Source organism: Streptomyces sp. NPDC059743 (genome assembly GCF_042732975.1).
Taxonomy (GTDB): domain Bacteria; phylum Actinomycetota; class Actinomycetes; order Streptomycetales; family Streptomycetaceae; genus Streptomyces.
Genome location: NZ_JBHWGS010000001.1, coordinates 572502 through 587728 on the forward strand (window position 1 = coordinate 572502; position 15227 = coordinate 587728).

At 69.8% G+C, this 15227-nt stretch carries 16 protein-coding genes; 11 read left to right on the top strand and 5 right to left on the bottom strand.

Annotated elements, in window-relative coordinates:
• Positions 1-12: 12 nt before the first annotated feature.
• The 4 genes from leuC to ACFV6H_RS02610 all read left to right on the top strand — a co-directional run bounded on the left by leuC (position 13) and on the right by ACFV6H_RS02610 (position 3195).
• Positions 13-1458 (top strand): 3-isopropylmalate dehydratase large subunit, encoded by a 1446-nt coding sequence (leuC, locus tag ACFV6H_RS02595; RefSeq protein WP_385537658.1) that lies wholly within the window; start codon positions 13-15, stop codon positions 1456-1458.
• Positions 1459-1460: 2 nt separating this feature from the next.
• Positions 1461-2069 carry a 3-isopropylmalate dehydratase small subunit gene (gene leuD / locus ACFV6H_RS02600; protein WP_385537661.1) on the top strand — a complete coding sequence of 203 codons (609 nt, stop codon included), beginning with the start codon at positions 1461-1463 and terminating at the stop codon, positions 2067-2069.
• Between the two features lie 104 nt (positions 2070-2173).
• A complete protein-coding gene (locus tag ACFV6H_RS02605) occupies positions 2174-2401 on the top strand; it encodes a hypothetical protein (protein WP_093596286.1) in 228 nt (75 codons plus the stop codon).
• Between the two features lie 143 nt (positions 2402-2544).
• Positions 2545-3195, top strand: a complete 651-nt coding sequence (locus ACFV6H_RS02610) for an HU family DNA-binding protein (protein WP_385537664.1) — start codon at positions 2545-2547, stop codon at positions 3193-3195.
• Positions 3196-3310: 115 nt separating this feature from the next.
• Here ACFV6H_RS02610 and ACFV6H_RS02615 read toward each other — a convergent pair whose 3' ends face one another.
• Together ACFV6H_RS02615 and cofC are read right to left on the bottom strand one after the other, a co-directional pair.
• Positions 3311-3514: a hypothetical protein gene (locus ACFV6H_RS02615; RefSeq protein WP_384790611.1), complete on the bottom strand. Its 204-nt coding sequence runs from the start codon at positions 3512-3514 to the stop codon at positions 3311-3313.
• A 29-nt stretch (positions 3515-3543) separates the two neighbouring features.
• On the bottom strand, positions 3544-4233 hold the full coding sequence (cofC, locus tag ACFV6H_RS02620) for a 2-phospho-L-lactate guanylyltransferase (protein WP_093596296.1): 690 nt from the start codon (positions 4231-4233) through the stop codon (positions 3544-3546).
• Between the two features lie 157 nt (positions 4234-4390).
• On the opposite strand from cofC, the gene ACFV6H_RS02625 reads away from it, so the two are divergent.
• From ACFV6H_RS02625 to ACFV6H_RS02635, 3 genes are all read left to right on the top strand, one after another.
• The gene (locus tag ACFV6H_RS02625; RefSeq protein WP_093596299.1) at positions 4391-5143 is read left to right on the top strand and encodes a 1-acyl-sn-glycerol-3-phosphate acyltransferase; all 753 of its coding nucleotides are present in this window, start codon (positions 4391-4393) and stop codon (positions 5141-5143) included.
• The gene (locus tag ACFV6H_RS02630; RefSeq protein ID WP_385537669.1) at positions 5140-6141 is read left to right on the top strand and encodes an NAD(P)H-dependent glycerol-3-phosphate dehydrogenase; all 1002 of its coding nucleotides are present in this window, start codon (positions 5140-5142) and stop codon (positions 6139-6141) included. Before ACFV6H_RS02625 ends, ACFV6H_RS02630 begins: the two co-directional genes overlap by 4 nt.
• A gap of 76 nt (positions 6142-6217) precedes the next feature.
• Entirely contained in the window at positions 6218-7390 is a 1173-nt protein-coding gene (locus ACFV6H_RS02635) for a D-alanine--D-alanine ligase family protein (protein WP_385537672.1), read from the top strand.
• A 46-nt stretch (positions 7391-7436) separates the two neighbouring features.
• On the opposite strand, the gene ACFV6H_RS02640 is transcribed toward ACFV6H_RS02635, so the two are convergent.
• Together ACFV6H_RS02640 and ACFV6H_RS02645 are read right to left on the bottom strand one after the other, a co-directional pair.
• Entirely contained in the window at positions 7437-7922 is a 486-nt protein-coding gene (locus ACFV6H_RS02640; RefSeq protein WP_385537675.1) for a DUF3515 domain-containing protein, read from the bottom strand.
• 20 nt (positions 7923-7942) lie between these two features.
• Positions 7943-8176, bottom strand: a complete 234-nt coding sequence (locus ACFV6H_RS02645) for an Lrp/AsnC family transcriptional regulator (protein WP_046495896.1) — start codon at positions 8174-8176, stop codon at positions 7943-7945.
• A 206-nt stretch (positions 8177-8382) separates the two neighbouring features.
• On the opposite strand from ACFV6H_RS02645, the gene ACFV6H_RS02650 reads away from it, so the two are divergent.
• Both ACFV6H_RS02650 and thiD read left to right on the top strand, forming a co-directional pair.
• Positions 8383-9354, top strand: coding sequence for a thiamine-phosphate kinase (locus tag ACFV6H_RS02650; RefSeq protein WP_384984964.1), 972 nt, complete (start codon positions 8383-8385; stop codon positions 9352-9354).
• 74 nt (positions 9355-9428) lie between these two features.
• Entirely contained in the window at positions 9429-10247 is an 819-nt protein-coding gene (gene thiD / locus ACFV6H_RS02655) for a bifunctional hydroxymethylpyrimidine kinase/phosphomethylpyrimidine kinase (protein ID WP_385537680.1), read from the top strand.
• Positions 10248-10371: 124 nt separating this feature from the next.
• On the opposite strand, the gene rpmB is transcribed toward thiD, so the two are convergent.
• Positions 10372-10557: a 50S ribosomal protein L28 gene (gene rpmB / locus ACFV6H_RS02660; protein ID WP_003957616.1), complete on the bottom strand. Its 186-nt coding sequence runs from the start codon at positions 10555-10557 to the stop codon at positions 10372-10374.
• A gap of 302 nt (positions 10558-10859) precedes the next feature.
• On the opposite strand from rpmB, the gene ACFV6H_RS02665 reads away from it, so the two are divergent.
• Complete coding sequence (locus tag ACFV6H_RS02665; RefSeq protein WP_385537684.1) at positions 10860-12557, top strand: DAK2 domain-containing protein; 1698 nt, start codon at positions 10860-10862, stop codon at positions 12555-12557.
• A 258-nt stretch (positions 12558-12815) separates the two neighbouring features.
• Positions 12816-15077, top strand: coding sequence for an ATP-dependent DNA helicase RecG (recG, locus tag ACFV6H_RS02670; protein WP_385537687.1), 2262 nt, complete (start codon positions 12816-12818; stop codon positions 15075-15077).
• Positions 15078-15227: the final 150 nt, after the last annotated feature.

Here is a 15227-nt window from a genome sequence, read left to right on the forward strand (position 1 = left end):
GGAGGGAAAGCGATGGGTAGGACACTCGCGGAGAAGGTCTGGGACGATCATGTCGTCCGGCGCGCGGAGGGCGAGCCCGACCTTCTCTTCATCGATCTGCACCTGCTGCACGAGGTGACCAGTCCCCAGGCCTTCGACGGTCTGCGGAAGAGCGGCCGGCCGGTCCGGCGGCTCGACCTCACCATCGCGACCGAGGACCACAACACCCCGACCATCGACATCGACAAGCCCATCGCCGATCCGGTCTCCCGGATCCAGCTGGAGACGCTCCGCAAGAACTGCGCCGACTTCGGTGTGCGGCTGCATCCGCTGGGCGATGTCGAGCAGGGCGTCGTCCATGTCGTGGGCCCGCAGCTCGGGCTGACCCAGCCGGGCACCACCGTCGTCTGCGGTGACAGCCACACCTCCACGCACGGCGCGTTCGGCGCGCTGGCGTTCGGGATCGGCACCAGCCAGGTCGAGCATGTCCTCGCCACCCAGACGCTGCCGCTGGCCCGTCCCAGGACCATGGCCATCACGATCGAGGGCGAACTCCCCGACGGCGTCACCGCCAAGGACCTGATCCTCGCCATCATCGCCAGGATCGGCACCGGCGGCGGCCAGGGCTACATCCTCGAATACCGCGGCCCGGCCATCGAGAAGCTCTCGATGGAGGCCCGGATGACCATCTGCAACATGTCCATCGAGGCCGGCGCCAGGGCGGGCATGATCGCCCCCGACGAGACCACCTTCGCCTATCTCAAAGGCCGCGACCACGCGCCCCGGGGCGAGGACTGGGACGCGGCGCTCGCGTACTGGAAGACGCTGCGCACCGACGACGACGCGGTCTTCGACGCCGAGGTCTTCATCGAGGCCGCCGAACTGGCCCCGTTCGTCACCTGGGGCACCAACCCGGGCCAGGGCGCACCGCTCTCCGCACAGGTCCCCGACCCGGCTTCGTACGAGGACGCCTCGGAGCGCCACGCCGCCGAAAAGGCCCTGGAGTACATGGGGTTGACCGCCGGGCAGGCACTGCGCGACATCAGCGTCGACACCGTCTTCGTAGGCTCCTGCACCAACGGCCGTATCGAGGACCTGCGCTCGGCGGCCTCCGTCCTGGACGGCCGCAAAGTCGCCGACGGCGTACGGATGCTGGTCGTTCCCGGCTCGGTACGGGTCGCGCTCCAGGCCGTCGAGGAGGGCCTGGACAAGGTCTTCACCACAGCCGGCGCGCAGTGGCGGCACGCCGGCTGCTCGATGTGCCTGGGCATGAACCCCGACCAACTCGCTCCCGGCGAACGCTCGGCATCCACCTCCAACCGCAACTTCGAAGGCAGGCAGGGCAAGGGCGGACGCACCCATCTCGTCTCCCCCCAGGTCGCCGCCGCCACCGCCGTCCTCGGCCACCTCGCCTCACCCGCCGATCTCACCGACGCCGACGCCGACGCCGACGCCCCTACGCCCGCCGGAGCGCGATAACCATGGAAGCCTTCACCACCCACACCGGCCGCGCCGCACCGCTGCGCCGCAGCAATGTCGACACCGACCAGATCATCCCGGCGCACTGGCTCAAGAAGGTCACCCGCGACGGATTCGAGGACGGGCTGTTCGAGGCCTGGCGCAAGGACCCGGCGTTCGTCCTCAACCAGTCCGTGTACACCGGCGCGACGGTGCTGGTAGCGGGCCCCGACTTCGGTACCGGCTCCTCCCGTGAGCATGCCGTCTGGGCGCTCCAGAACTACGGTTTCAAGGCCGTCATCTCCTCCCGGTTCGCCGATATCTTCCGCGGCAACTCGCTCAAGAACGGCCTGCTCACCGTGGTTCTGGAGCAGTCCGTCGTCGACGCCCTCTGGGAGATCGTGGAGAGCGATCCCCAGGCCGCGATCACGGTGGATCTTGAGGCGCGCCAGGTCAGGGCGGCCGGTGCCGACGGAGCCGGACTGACGGCCGATTTCGAGCTGGACGAGAACGCCCGCTGGCGGCTGCTGAACGGCCTTGACGACATCGGTCTCACCCTTCAGAACGAAGCGGACATCGCCGCCTACGAGGCCGCCAGGCCGTCCTTCAAACCACGCACAATTACCGTCTGAACAGCGCGTTTCCCCTACTGCACCCCCTGCCTCCCGGCAGGGGGTGCAGTTGCTTGTTGAGCCCCCCTCGGGCGACAACTCGCCCCAGATGGCACAATCGGTGCATGGAACGCGACAGCCAACTCAAGCTCTACGGGTTAGTCGCCGAACAACTGAAGGAAGCGCACGCAAGAGTGCGCGAGCTGCAAGTCCCGGAGGGCGTACGGATGGCGCTCTCCCGGAAGCTGCTGGTCATCACGGCTGCGGCGAAACACGATCTCCCGGACGCGGCAAGGCGTCTGGACCGCTTGATGAAGGACCTCGACGAGGGTCGTTTCCCCGAAGGTGAGTGACCTCCGCGGATCTCCGCCAGGTCGACTTCGTTGCGGCACTAGGGTGATTAGCCCGTTTCGTGTTTGATTTGCGGTATATATCTGCCTAACGTGCGAAAAAGCTTGAACACTTTCGTTCTGGCAATGTCTCCGAAGGGGAAGACGTGAACAAGGCGCAGCTCGTAGAAGCGATTGCGGACAAGGTCGGCGGCCGTCAGCAGGCCGCGGACGCGGTCGACGCGGTACTGGACGCCATCGTCCGCGCGGTTGTGGCAGGAGACCGGGTCTCGGTCACCGGATTCGGCTCGTTCGAGAAGGTGGACCGTCCGGCGCGCTACGCCCGTAACCCGCAGACGGGTGAGCGCGTGCGGGTCAAGAAGACCTCGGTGCCGCGCTTCCGCGCCGGCCAGGGCTTCAAGGACCTGGTCAGCGGCTCGAAGAAGCTCCCCAAGGGCGAGGTGGCCGTCAAGAAGGCCCCCAAGGGCAGCCTCTCGGGCGGTGTTTCCGCCCGTCCGACCGTGAAGGCCGCGGCCAAGAAGGCCGCCGCCAAGACCACCGCGGCACGCAAGACCGCGGTCAAGAAGGCCACGGCGGCGAAGAAGACCGCCGTGAAGAAGACCACGGCCGCAAGGAAGACGGCCGCGAAGAAGACCACGGCGGCGAAGAAGACCGCCAAGAAGGCCACCGCCACGGCGAAGAAGGCCACCGCGAAGAAGACCGCGCCCGCCAAGAAGGCGACGGCCAAGAAGGCCCCTGCCAGGAAGGCCACCTCGCGGACCACCACCGCGAAGAAGACCGTCGCCAGGGGGCAGTAAGCAGTACAGGGCCACACGCGCCGGGCCGGGCTCCTTCCGGGGAGCCCGGCCCGCGGCGTTGTACAAGATCATTGCGCAAGATCACTGAGATACACGGGCCGTTCGGCCGGAACGTTCAGAACGTATACAGCGTCACCAGCGTGACGCGGCGGCCCGCGCCCTCGCCCTCCGTCTCGATCCGTACGCGCTGACCGACACGGAGCATCCGCAGCCCGCCCGCGTCGAACGCCGCGGCGTCGAACTCCAGCGGAGTGCCGTCGTCCAGCAGCACGCTCCCGCTGCGGGTTTCGGAGTCGTAGGTGTACGAAGTGGCCTGCATGGCGGCAGCGTATCGGTCGCCGGCGCCGCTCAGAGCCCCGGCCGCCGCGCGGGAAGCGGTCCGTGCGCCGCGTACCGCAGGGCCGTGTACGGACCGAGCCCCAGCTCCGCGGCCACCCGCAGATCGGCACCCGTATCCACATCCCGCCGTACGGAATCCACCCCGGCCAGGACAATTTCCACCGCGCCCGAGGACAAATGCCGAAGCCGGGACGGACCGCCGAAAGCCGGATTCAATTCCGTGCCCGGCGCCGCCGCCAGCAATGTCGTACCGATTTCGGCGGCATCCGCCAGAAAAGCACGTGGAAATGCTTCCGCCGCCGCCAGCACCAGGCCCAGCTCCGCCGGGCGCAGCGCCGGCAGATCCGCGTTGAGCGCGGCCACCGCGGCCCTCGGTCTGTGCGCCCTGACCGCCCGCGCGCCATGCGCCAGCGCCGCGTTGAGACCGTCTCCCGGCGAATCCGGCACAATACGCGCGCCCAGCGCCGCCAGCTCGGCCGCCGCCGTCGGATCGTCCGTGACGACCGCCACATCCCGAACAGCCGGACAGGCCAGCGCCGAGGCCACGGTGTCCTGCGCGAAGGCGAGAGCGAGCCGGGGCCGCAGCGCCTCGCCCGCGGTCCCGGCGAGCCTGCTCTTGGCCAGCCGCAGCGGTTTCAGCGGAACGACCAGGGACCAGCGCCCGGTCGGGTCGGTGTCCGTGGCGAACTCTCCGTCCATGTGTATCGGCCCTCTATTGTGGCCCGGCACCGTGACGGCCCACAGGGCCGCTCCGGGAACCGGGGCGTACGGTGTCCTCGACAGAGCAGGGGCCCGGGGCGACACTTGACCCCCGGCAGCCGGGCAAAGAGCCAGGCGCGAAAAGGAAGGTGTCCGAGTGTCCCGCCGCAGAATCGGCTTCTGGTACCGCCTGGCGGCCGTCATCGCAAAGCCGCCGCTGATTGTTCTGTTCAAGCGGGACTGGCAGGGCCTGGAGCACATTCCGGCCGACGGCGGATTCATCACCGCGGTCAACCACAACTCCTATCTGGACCCCCTCTCCTACGCGCACTTCCAGTACAACACCGGACGCGTCCCACGATTCCTGGCGAAGGCGGGCCTCTTCCAGGGCTCCTTTGTCGGCATGATGCTCCGTGGCACCGGACAGATTCCCGTCTACCGCGAGACGACCGACGCGCTCGACGCGTTCCGGGCCGCCGTCGACGCCATCGAGCGCGGTGAATGCGTCGCGTTCTATCCCGAGGGCACCCTCACCCGTGATCCCGACATGTGGCCGATGACCGGCAAGACCGGTGCCGCCCGTGTCGCGCTGCTCACCAAGGCGCCGGTCATTCCCGTCGCGCAGTGGGGCGCCAATCTGGCGATGCCGCCGTACGCGAAGGAGAACCGCTTCCAGTTCTTTCCGCGCAAGACGCTGAAGGTGCTGGCCGGACCGCCGGTCGATCTCTCCCGGTTCGAAGGCCAGGAGCCCACCCCTGAACTGCTCCGCGAGGCGACCGAGGTCATCATGGCCGCCATCACGGAACTGCTCTCCGAGGTACGCGGAGAGCCGGTGCCCACGGCCTTGTACGACCATCGCAAGGCCAGGGCGGAACAGCGGCGCAAGGCCGCGGAAGAGGGGTCCAAGTGACGCGGGTCGCGGTCTTCGCAGCGGGTTCGTGGGGCACGGCGTTCGCCATGATCCTCGCCGACGCGGGATGCGAGGTGACAATCTGGGGCCGCCGCCGTGAAGTCGTGGACGCGATCAACACCACCCGGACCAACCCGGACTATCTGCCGGGCATCGAACTCCCGGCGGGAGTACGGGCGACGACCGATCCCGCCGAGGCCGCCGACGGCGCCGAGTTCACCGTACTCACCGTGCCCTCGCAGACACTGCGCGCGAATCTCGCCGTGTGGGCGCCCGTCCTGCCCTCCGACACCGTGCTCGTCTCCCTGATGAAGGGCATCGAACTCGGCACGGCGAAGCGGATGAGCGAGGTGATCGAGGAGGTCGCCAAGGCACCGGCCGAGCGCGTCGCCGTGGTCACCGGACCCAATCTCGCCAAGGAGATCGCCGGTCGTATGCCGGCCGCGGCCGTGGTCGCCTGCCAGGACGAGACCGTTGCCCAGCGGCTTCAGTCCGCTTGCCACACCCCGTACTTCCGCCCGTACACCAACACCGATGTCGTCGGCTGCGAACTCGGCGGCGCCGTCAAGAATGTGATCGGGCTCGCCGTCGGGATCGCCGACGGCATGGGACTCGGCGACAACACCAAGGCCTCGCTGATGACGCGAGGCCTCGCCGAGACCACCCGGCTCGGCCTTGTCATGGGCGCCGATCCGCACACCTTCTCCGGTCTCGCCGGCATGGGCGATCTGATTGCCACCTGCTCCTCGCCGCTCTCCCGCAACCACACCTTCGGCACCAACCTCGGCCGCGGGATGACTCTCCAGGAGACCATCGCGGTCACCAAGCAGACCGCGGAAGGCGTCAAGTCCTGCGAGTCCGTGCTCGATCTGGCCCGGCGCCACGCCGTCGACATGCCGCTCACCGAAACGGTCGTGGACATCGTCCACAACGGGAAACCGCCGCTTGTCGCGCTGAAGGAGCTGATGTCGCGCAGCGCCAAGCCCGAGCGCAGCTGACTCGGCCGCGACCGACGCTGACTCGGGTGCGACGGACGCTGACTCGGGCGCTACCAACAGGTACGCTCATCGCGATATGAGCAGCGAGAACTCCTCCCAGAGCCCTGAGCAGCAGCTCCGCAAGCCGCGCGTGGCCGTCGTCTTCGGCGGCCGTAGCTCCGAGCACGCCATTTCGGTGGTCACGGCCGGAGCCGTACTGCGGTCCATCGACCGTACGAAGTACGACGTCCTGCCCATCGGTATCACCACCGACGGCCGCTGGGCGCTGACCGCCGACGATCCCGAGCGGATGGCCATCGCCGACCGGACACTGCCGAGCGTCGAGCAGATCGCCGAATCCACCGACGGCGGTGTCGTCCTCTCCGTCGACCCGGGCAACCGCGAGGTCGTCTACAGCGAGCCGGGCTCCGTGCCCAAGGCGCTGGGCGAGGTCGATGTCGTCTTCCCCGTACTGCACGGTCCCTACGGTGAGGACGGCACCCTCCAGGGCCTGCTGGAACTCTCCGGTGTGCCGTATGTCGGCGCGGGTGTCCTCGCCTCGGCCGTCGGGCAGGACAAGGAGTACATGAAGCGGGTGTTCACCTCCTTCGGGCTGCCCGTCGGCCCGTATCTGGTGATCAGGCCCCGCGAATGGGAGCAGGGACCCGAAGGTTCCCAGGGCGCCGGTGCCCGCAGGAAGATCGTGGACTTCGCCGCCGAGCACGGCTGGCCGCTCTTCGTGAAGCCCGCCCGCGCCGGCTCCTCCATGGGCATCACCAAGGTCGACGGTCCCTCGGGTCTGGACGAGGCGATCGCCGAGGCACGGCGCCACGACCCCAAGATCCTGATCGAGTCGCTGCTGCGCGGGCGCGAGATCGAGTGCGGAGTGCTGGAGTTCGAGGACGGGCCGCGGGCCAGTGTGCCCGCCGAGATCCCGCCGGTCACCGCGCACGACTTCTACGACTTCGAGGCCAAGTACATCGACTCGGCCACCGGGCTGGTGCCCGCGCCGCTCACCGAGGAGCAGACGGCCGAGGTACGGCGGCTCGCGGTCGAGGCGTTCGAGGCCGCGTCCTGCGAGGGACTGGTCCGCGCGGACTTCTTCCTCACCGAGGACGGCGAGTTCGTCATCAACGAGATCAACACGATGCCCGGCTTCACTCCGATCTCCATGTATCCGCGGATGTGGCAGGAGAGCGGTGTGGGATACGCGGAGCTGATCGACCGGCTGATCCAGGCGGCGCTGCGCCGCCCGACCGGTCTGCGCTGAGCGGCTCCCACGCCCTGTTCTGTTACGACACGTCTTACGGCACGTCCTAGAGGCTCGACGGAATCGTCTTCGCGATCGGCGCGGCGAGCCGGGCGAGCGGTGTGGAGTCATGCGCGAACCGCTCGTCCAGAGTGACCTCCACATAGGTCTCGCGGTATGTGGTGGTGAAGCGCGGGCCCGAGTCGCGTTCCTCCAGCATCCAGTTGACGCCGTCCGCCTCCACCGCCTTCGCCTGCGGATCACTCATTCCGTCGGGCCGGGGGACGCCGCAGCGCAGCACGATCGCGGCGTCCCCCCACCCGGCGGTCAGTTCGGAACGCGGCTGGGGATCGTTCCTGCCGAGGTCACCGATGCTCTCCGGCAGCTCCTTGTGCAGCGCACGGCACAGCGCGGCCTCTCCCGGGGACGGGCTGGGAACCGCGGCCGACACCGCCGCGTACGTGGCGGAACAGCCCGCCGCTGCCGACAACAGGACGACGGCGGACAGGCGGGCGAGCAGACGGCCGGATAGCCTGCGGCGGGAACGTATCACCGGCCAAGGGTAAGCGGGGGCTAGAGGTGCACGACCGGGCAGGTCAGGGTGCGGGTGATGCCGTCCACTTGCTGGATCTTGGCCACCACCATGCGTCCCAGCTCATCGACGGTGTCCGCCTGAGCGCGCACGATCACATCGTAGGGACCGGTGACGTCCTCGGCCTGGGTCACTCCCGGAATCTTGGCGATGGTCTCGGCGACGGTCGTCGCCTTGCCCACCTCGGTCTGAATAAGGATGTACGCCTGTACCACGGAACCTCCAGGGCGGCCACGAGGATCATGTGGGGAGAAGAGACGCCACGGTATCGCGTCGTCGCGGGCCACGGGGAGACCCGGGTGTCCGGTGGCGCGCACGGGGTGGCGTGCGGCAGACAGAAGTTGACGTATCTCATGACGCTACGGACAGCAGCGAGGGACCGCGACCGCAGACGCGGCCCGACGAGGAGAGGGGAGTCCCGGTGAAGGGAACCGTGGGCGAGTTGGGGGAGTTCGGACTCATCAGAGAGCTCACGTCCCGGCTCACCACCACCCCGGCGGTCCGGCTCGGGCCGGGCGACGACGCCGCGGTCGTGGCCGCGCCCGACCGTCGGGTCGTGGCGAGTACGGACCTGCTGCTGGAAGGGCGGCACTTCCGCCGCGACTGGTCGACGGCGTACGACGTGGGCCGCAAGGCCGCCGCGCAGAACCTCGCCGACATCGCGGCGATGGGCGCCGTCCCCACCGCGCTGCTGCTCGGGCTGGTCGTCCCGGCCGAACTCCCGGTCACCTGGGCCACCGAGCTGATGGACGGCATCCGTGACGAGTGCCAGGTCGCGGGCGCGGCGGTGGTCGGCGGCGATGTCGTACGCGGTGACACGATCACCATCGCCATCACCGCCCTCGGCGATCTGCGCAACCACGAGCCGGTGACCAGATCCGGCGCCCGGCCCGGCGATGTCGTCGCCTACACCGGCTGGTTGGGCTGGTCGGCGGCCGGACACGCGGTGCTCTCCCGGGGCTTCCGCTCGCCGCGCGCCTTTGTCGAGGCGCACCGCAGACCGGAACCGCCGTACCACGCGGGCCCTGCGGCGGCCGGGCTCGGCGCCACCGCCATGACCGATGTCAGCGACGGACTCGTCGCCGACCTCGGGCATATCGCGGACGCCAGCAAGGTCCGTATCGATCTGCGCTCCGGACTGATCGACATTCCCTCGCAGATGAACGACATCGGCCAGGCGGTCGGGATCGATCCGCTCCAGTGGGTGCTGACCGGAGGCGAGGACCACGCGATCGTCGCCACCTTCCCGGCCGACACGAAGCTGCCCGCCCGCTGGAAGGTGATCGGCGAGGTCCTCGGTCTCTCGGCGCTGCCTCAGGTGACGGTCGACGGAGCGCCCTGGACCAGCAAGGGCGGCTGGGACCACTTCGGGGACATCGAGGACCACCAGTAGACCGGCCACCAGTGGACCGGTGATCACCGAAGACCGGGAATCACCGACCGGGCGGCCGGCGGTAGATTCGCTCCATGGCGATACCCGTGTCTCCGGCCGCGTCCGTACCTCCTCGTGTGCTGACCGTCGCCGGATCCGACTCCGGCGGCGGCGCCGGTATCCAGGCGGATCTGAAGACCATGCTGGCGTTCGGTGTCCATGGCATGAGCGTGCTCACCGCCGTCACCGCACAGAACTCGCTCGGTGTGCGGGGCGCCTGGGAACTGCCCGTCGAAGCCGTACGGGCCCAGTACCGCGCGGTGGTGGACGACATCGGTGTACAGGCCGTCAAGACCGGCATGCTCTCCTCCGCCGAACTGGTCGCGGCCGTCGCGGAGCTGCTCGCGGACACCGACGCGCCCGTGGTGGTCGATCCGGTCGGTGTCTCCAAGCACGGCGATCCGCTGCTGGCCGCCTCAGCCCTGGACGGTGTACGGAACCTGCTGCTGCCGGTGGCGACCGTCGCCACGCCCAATCTGGACGAGGTGGCCCAGCTCACCGGCGTACGCGTGGAGGACGAGACGGGACTGCGGCGCGCGGCCGACGCCGTTCTCGCGTTCGGGCCCGGCTGGGCGCTGATCAAGGGCGGACATCTGCCGGGCGACGCCGTGGATCTGCTGACCGACGGCCATGAGGAGCACTGGCTGCGGGCACCGCGCCAGGACAACCGTCATACGCATGGGACGGGCTGCACTCTCGCGTCGGCGATCGCCGCCGGGCTCGCGGGCGGGCAGGGCGTGGTGGAGGCCGTCGTGGCGGCCAAGGAGTATGTGACGGGCGCGATCGAGCACGGCTTCCCGCTGGGCGCGGGCATCGGTCCTGTGGACCACGCGTGGCGCTTCCGCAGGCCGTGAGCCGGAGGCCGGCCGCGTACCGCGCGTACCGAAGGACGACCGTGGGCAGGGACGGCAAAAAGCCGGTCCACCGAGGCGGACCGGCTTTCAAGGCAACCGCAGGGGCTGCGCTACGACGCAGGCGTCAGCGCGAGACCTTGCCGGCCTTGATGCACGAGGTGCAGACGTTGAGCCGCTTCGGCGTCCGACCGACCACGGCACGCACGCGCTGGATGTTCGGGTTCCAGCGACGGGACGTACGGCGGTGCGAGTGCGAAATGTTGTTGCCGAAGCCCGGCCCCTTGCCGCAGACGTCGCAGTTGGCAGCCACGGGTCACTCCAAAGACTTCAGATGCACGTACAGAGATATCCGGCGTACCGAAATCAGTGACTCCGGATTCAGTGACTGATGTGGCGTTGCCGGGGGAATGGCCCGACTCTCATCGGGCAACCGCAGCAGCATACAACGCCTGCCTCGGTACAACGAAACTACCATGAGCGGGACCGGCCCCCGCCCGGCCCCGGCCTCATGGCCGCCCCAGGGCCGCTCCACGGTCGCCGCGCGGTCCGCCCTCGGCGCGCGGGCTACCCTGCGTGCAGCCCGCTTCCAGGCCGCTCAAGGAGGAGCATCAGGTGCCGCAGACCCTCGACGCCGCAGAGGTGCGGAACTGGTGCTCACTGGCGCTGGAGGCCCTCGGCCGCGAGCGTGAGGAGATCGACGCGATCAATGTCTATCCGGTCGCGGACGGTGACACCGGTACGAATCTCTATCTGACCGTGGAGTCCGCGGCACAGGCGGTCGAGGCGGTCTTCGCCGCGCACGAGACCGGTATGTCCGAGCCCGGCCCAGCCGATGCCGTGCGGGCCATGGCGCATGGCGCGCTGCTCGGCGCCCGCGGGAATTCGGGCACGATCCTGGCGCAGTTGCTGCGCGGGATGGCCGAGGTGCTGGCAGCCCCGGCGTCCGACGGCGGGAAGGGCGGCGACGGGACGAGCAGCGGCGGGAAGAACGGTGACGTGAAGGGCGGCGGCGACGGCGGGAACCGGCTCGCGCCTGCGCTGCGGCGGGCCGCCGCGCTGGCCCGGGAGGCCGTCGCCCATCCCGTCGAGGGCACCATCCTCAGCGTGGCCTCCGCCGCGGCGGACGCGGCGGAACGGGCCGCGCTCGACGGCGCGGCCGACGACGGCGCCGCCACCGTACGAGCCGCGTACGCCGGAGCGCGCGCCGCGCTCGACGCGACTCCCGGCCAGCTCGCCGTACTCCGTCGCGCGGGCGTCGTGGACGCAGGCGGGCGCGGACTGCTCGCGGTCCTCGGCGCGCTGGTGCAGTCCCTCACGGGCGAGGCACCGGCCGCCTTCCCGGTGCGCCACCGCCGCTACGAAGAGCCCGCGGCGCTTGCCTCGGCCGAGTCCTGTGCCGCCGAGGACGGGCCCGCCTTCGAGGTGATCTATCTGCTGGAGGCGGACGACACCGCCGTGGCCCGGCTGCGGAAGCGGCTCGACCGGCTCGGGGACTCGCTGGTCGTCGTCGGCGGCGACGGGCTGTGGAACGTCCATGTGCATGTCGATGACGCGGGCGCCGCCGTGGAGGCCGGTGTCGAGGCGGGACGCCCGTACCGCATCCGTATCAGCCACTTCGGCGCCGCCGCCGAGGAGCCGCCCGAGCGGATCCAGCGGGCCGTCGTCGCGGTCGTCCCGGGCGAAGGGCTCGCCGGACTGTGCGCCGAGGCCGGCGCGACGACCGTGCTCGCGCGCCCCGGGGAGCCGCCCGCCAGCGGTGAACTGGTCGAGGCGATCCGTCGCGCGCACGCCCGTGAGGTGGTGCTGCTGCCCAACGACACGGAGCTGCGCCACACCGCTGCCGCCGCCGCGGAACAGGTGCGTACCGAAGGAGTACGTGTCGCCCTCATCCCGACCAGGGCCGCCGTCCAGGGCCTCGCCGCGCTCGCCGTCCACCAGCCCGACCGCCGTTTTGACGAGGATGTGGTCGCGATGACCACGGCCGCCGGTGCCACCCGCTACGCCGAACTGGCCTTCGCCGAACGGCAGTCCTGGACCATGGCCGGGATCTGCCAGGCCGGTGATGTCCTCGGGCTGATCGACGGCGATGTGGCGGTCATCGGCGCCGATCTCGCCGCCACGGCCGAGGCGGTGCTCTCGCGGATGCTGGCGGCCGGCGGTGAACTGGTGACGCTGGTGCTCGGCGAGGATGTGCCCGACGCCCTCGCCGACCGTCTGGAGCGATACGTACGGGACGGGCATCTTGCCGTCGACACGGTGGTCTACAGAGGCGGCCGGCAGTCCGCGCCGCTGCTGGTGGGCGTGGAGTAGCGACGCCCTCGGCACGGCCACGACCTGCGCAAACGTCTAGGGTCTTTCGTTTGGGTCTGGCTGGATCAGGGAGTGCCCGCCGCGGTAGCGGCTGATGTCGGCGTTGGTGCCGTGGATCGCAAGGCGGAGGAGGGAGCCCACGCGGAGCGTAGGCGACTGACGACAACGCGGCGAGGCGCGGTGCCAGGGCACGCGAGCCCAGCCAGATCCAAACGAGAGGCCCTAGGTGCGCGACGTGTGTCAGTGGAGTGGTGTGCAATGGATCGCGTGTCCGCGCTGGATGAACCTCTCAAGAAGACGCTCGGCCCCGCCACCGCGAAGGTGATGGCCGAACAGCTCGACCTGCACACGGTCGGTGATCTCCTGCACCACTACCCCCGGCGGTACGAGGAGCGCGGCCAGCTCACCACGCTCGCCGATCTGCCGCTGGACGAGGACGTCACCGTCGTCGCCCAGGTCGCCGACTCCCGGATCCTGACGTTCAACCACGGCAGAGGCCAGCGGCTGGAGATCACGCTCACCGACGGCAGCGGCCGGCTCCAACTGGTCTTCTTCGGCAGAGGAATCCACAAGCCGCACAAGGAACTCCCGCCGGGCAGCCGCGGGATGTTCGCCGGCAAGGTGTCCGTCTTCAACCGTAAGCTCCAGCTCGCGCATCCCACCTATGTGCCGCTGGGCAGGGACGGCGGCGAGTCGGTGGAGGACACGGCGAGCGCCGTGGACGACTTCGCGGGCAAGCTGATCCCGATCTATCCGGCCTGCAAGGGACTGGAGTCCTGGAAGATCACCAAAGCGGTCGACGCGGTGCTGCCGAGGGCCGTGGAGGCCGCCGATCCGCTGCCGTCCGCACTGCGGGAGGGCCGTGGCTTCGTCCCGCTGCCCGAGGCGTTGTACAAGGTCCACCGGCCCGAGACCAAGGCGGACATCGAGGACGCCAGGCAGCGGCTGAAGTGGGACGAGGCCTTCGTGCTCCAGGTCGCGCTCGCCCGGCGGCGCCACGCCGACGCGCAACTGCCCGCCGTGGCGCGCAAGCCCGTGGCGGACGGCGTGCTCGACGCCTTCGACGCCGAGCTGCCCTTCACTCTCACCGACGGCCAGCGGAAGGTCACCGCCGAGATCTTCGCGGACCTCGCCACCGAACATCCCATGCACCGGCTGCTCCAGGGAGAGGTCGGCTCGGGCAAGACACTGGTCGCGCTGCGGGCGATGCTCGCGGTCGTCGACGCGGGCGGCCAGGCCGCCATGCTGGCGCCCACCGAGGTGCTCGCCCAGCAGCACCATCGCTCGATCACGGAGATGATGGGCGAGCTGGCCCAGGGCGGGATGCTGGGCGGCGCCGAGCACGGCACCAAGGTCGTGCTGCTCACCGGCTCCATGGGCGCCGCCGCGCGCCGTCAGGCGCTGCTCGATCTGATTACCGGCGAGGCCGGGATCGTGATCGGTACGCATGCCCTGATCGAGGACAAGGTGCGCTTCCACGATCTCGGTCTGGTCGTCGTGGACGAGCAGCACCGCTTCGGAGTGGAGCAGCGCGACGCGCTCCGCTCCAAGGGCAAGCAGCCGCCGCATCTGCTGGTCATGACCGCCACGCCCATTCCCCGTACGGTCGCGATGACCGTCTTCGGTGATCTGGAGACCTCGGTCCTGGACCAGCTCCCGGCCGGGCGCTCGCCGATCGCCAGCCATGTCGTACCGGCCCAGGACAAGCCGCACTTCCTCGCCCGCGCCTGGGAGCGGGTGCGCGAGGAGGTCGGCAAGGGCCATCAGGCGTATGTGGTCTGCCCGCGCATCGGTGATGACGAGGACGAGAACGGCAAGAACGGCGGGAACGGCAAGAACGGCGGGAACGGCGGGAACGGCAAGACACAGAAGGCCAAGAAGACCGCCGCCGACGACGCCGAGAAGCGGCCACCGCTGGCCGTGGTCGACGTGGCCGAGCAGCTCACCAAGGGACCGCTGGCCGGGCTGCGTATCGAGGTTCTGCACGGACGGATGCAGCCGGACGACAAGGACGCCGTGATGCGCCGCTTCGCCGCGGGCGAGGTGGACGTACTGGTCGCGACCACGGTCATCGAGGTCGGTGTGAACGTGCCCAACGCCACCGCGATGGTGATCATGGACGCGGACCGGTTCGGTGTCTCCCAGCTCCATCAGCTGCGCGGGCGCGTCGGCCGCGGCTCGGCGCCCGGACTCTGTCTGCTGGTGACGGACATGCCGGAGGCGAGTCCCGCCAGGGCCAGGCTCGGCGCGGTCGCCGCCACTCTCGACGGCTTCGAGCTGTCCCGTATCGATCTCGAACAGCGCCGTGAGGGCGATGTCCTCGGCCAGGCCCAGTCCGGTGCGCGCTCCTCGCTGCGGATGCTCGCGGTCATCGAGGACGAGGAGGTCATCGCGGCGGCACGCGAGGAGGCCGTCGCGGTGGTCGCCCGGGATCCGGAGCTGACGGACTCGCCCGAGCTGCGTACGGCGCTGGACGCGCTGCTGGACACGGAACGCGAGCAGTTCCTCGACAAGGGCTGACAAGGGCTGACGCGGCCAAGGGCTTGAGGCAGCCACCGGCACCGGCCGGGCCCGCCCGGTGCGTACGCCATATCGTGGGGGCGAGACCTCCCGGACCTACTGGACCTCCCGGACCCTCCTGCCCACGACACGACCCGAGGACCCGACACC

Coding starts and splice junctions, on each gene's coding strand:
- recG (WP_385537687.1), top strand. CDS start 12,816: ATGGATCGCGTGTCCGCGCTGGATGAACCTCTCAAGAAGACGCTCGGC.
- ACFV6H_RS02605 (WP_093596286.1), top strand. CDS start 2,174: ATGGAACGCGACAGCCAACTCAAGCTCTACGGGTTAGTCGCCGAACAA.
- ACFV6H_RS02635 (WP_385537672.1), top strand. CDS start 6,218: ATGAGCAGCGAGAACTCCTCCCAGAGCCCTGAGCAGCAGCTCCGCAAG.
- leuD (WP_385537661.1), top strand. CDS start 1,461: ATGGAAGCCTTCACCACCCACACCGGCCGCGCCGCACCGCTGCGCCGC.
- thiD (WP_385537680.1), top strand. CDS start 9,429: ATGGCGATACCCGTGTCTCCGGCCGCGTCCGTACCTCCTCGTGTGCTG.
- leuC (WP_385537658.1), top strand. CDS start 13: ATGGGTAGGACACTCGCGGAGAAGGTCTGGGACGATCATGTCGTCCGG.
- cofC (WP_093596296.1), bottom strand. CDS start 4,233: ATGGACGGAGAGTTCGCCACGGACACCGACCCGACCGGGCGCTGGTCC.
- ACFV6H_RS02615 (WP_384790611.1), bottom strand. CDS start 3,514: ATGCAGGCCACTTCGTACACCTACGACTCCGAAACCCGCAGCGGGAGC.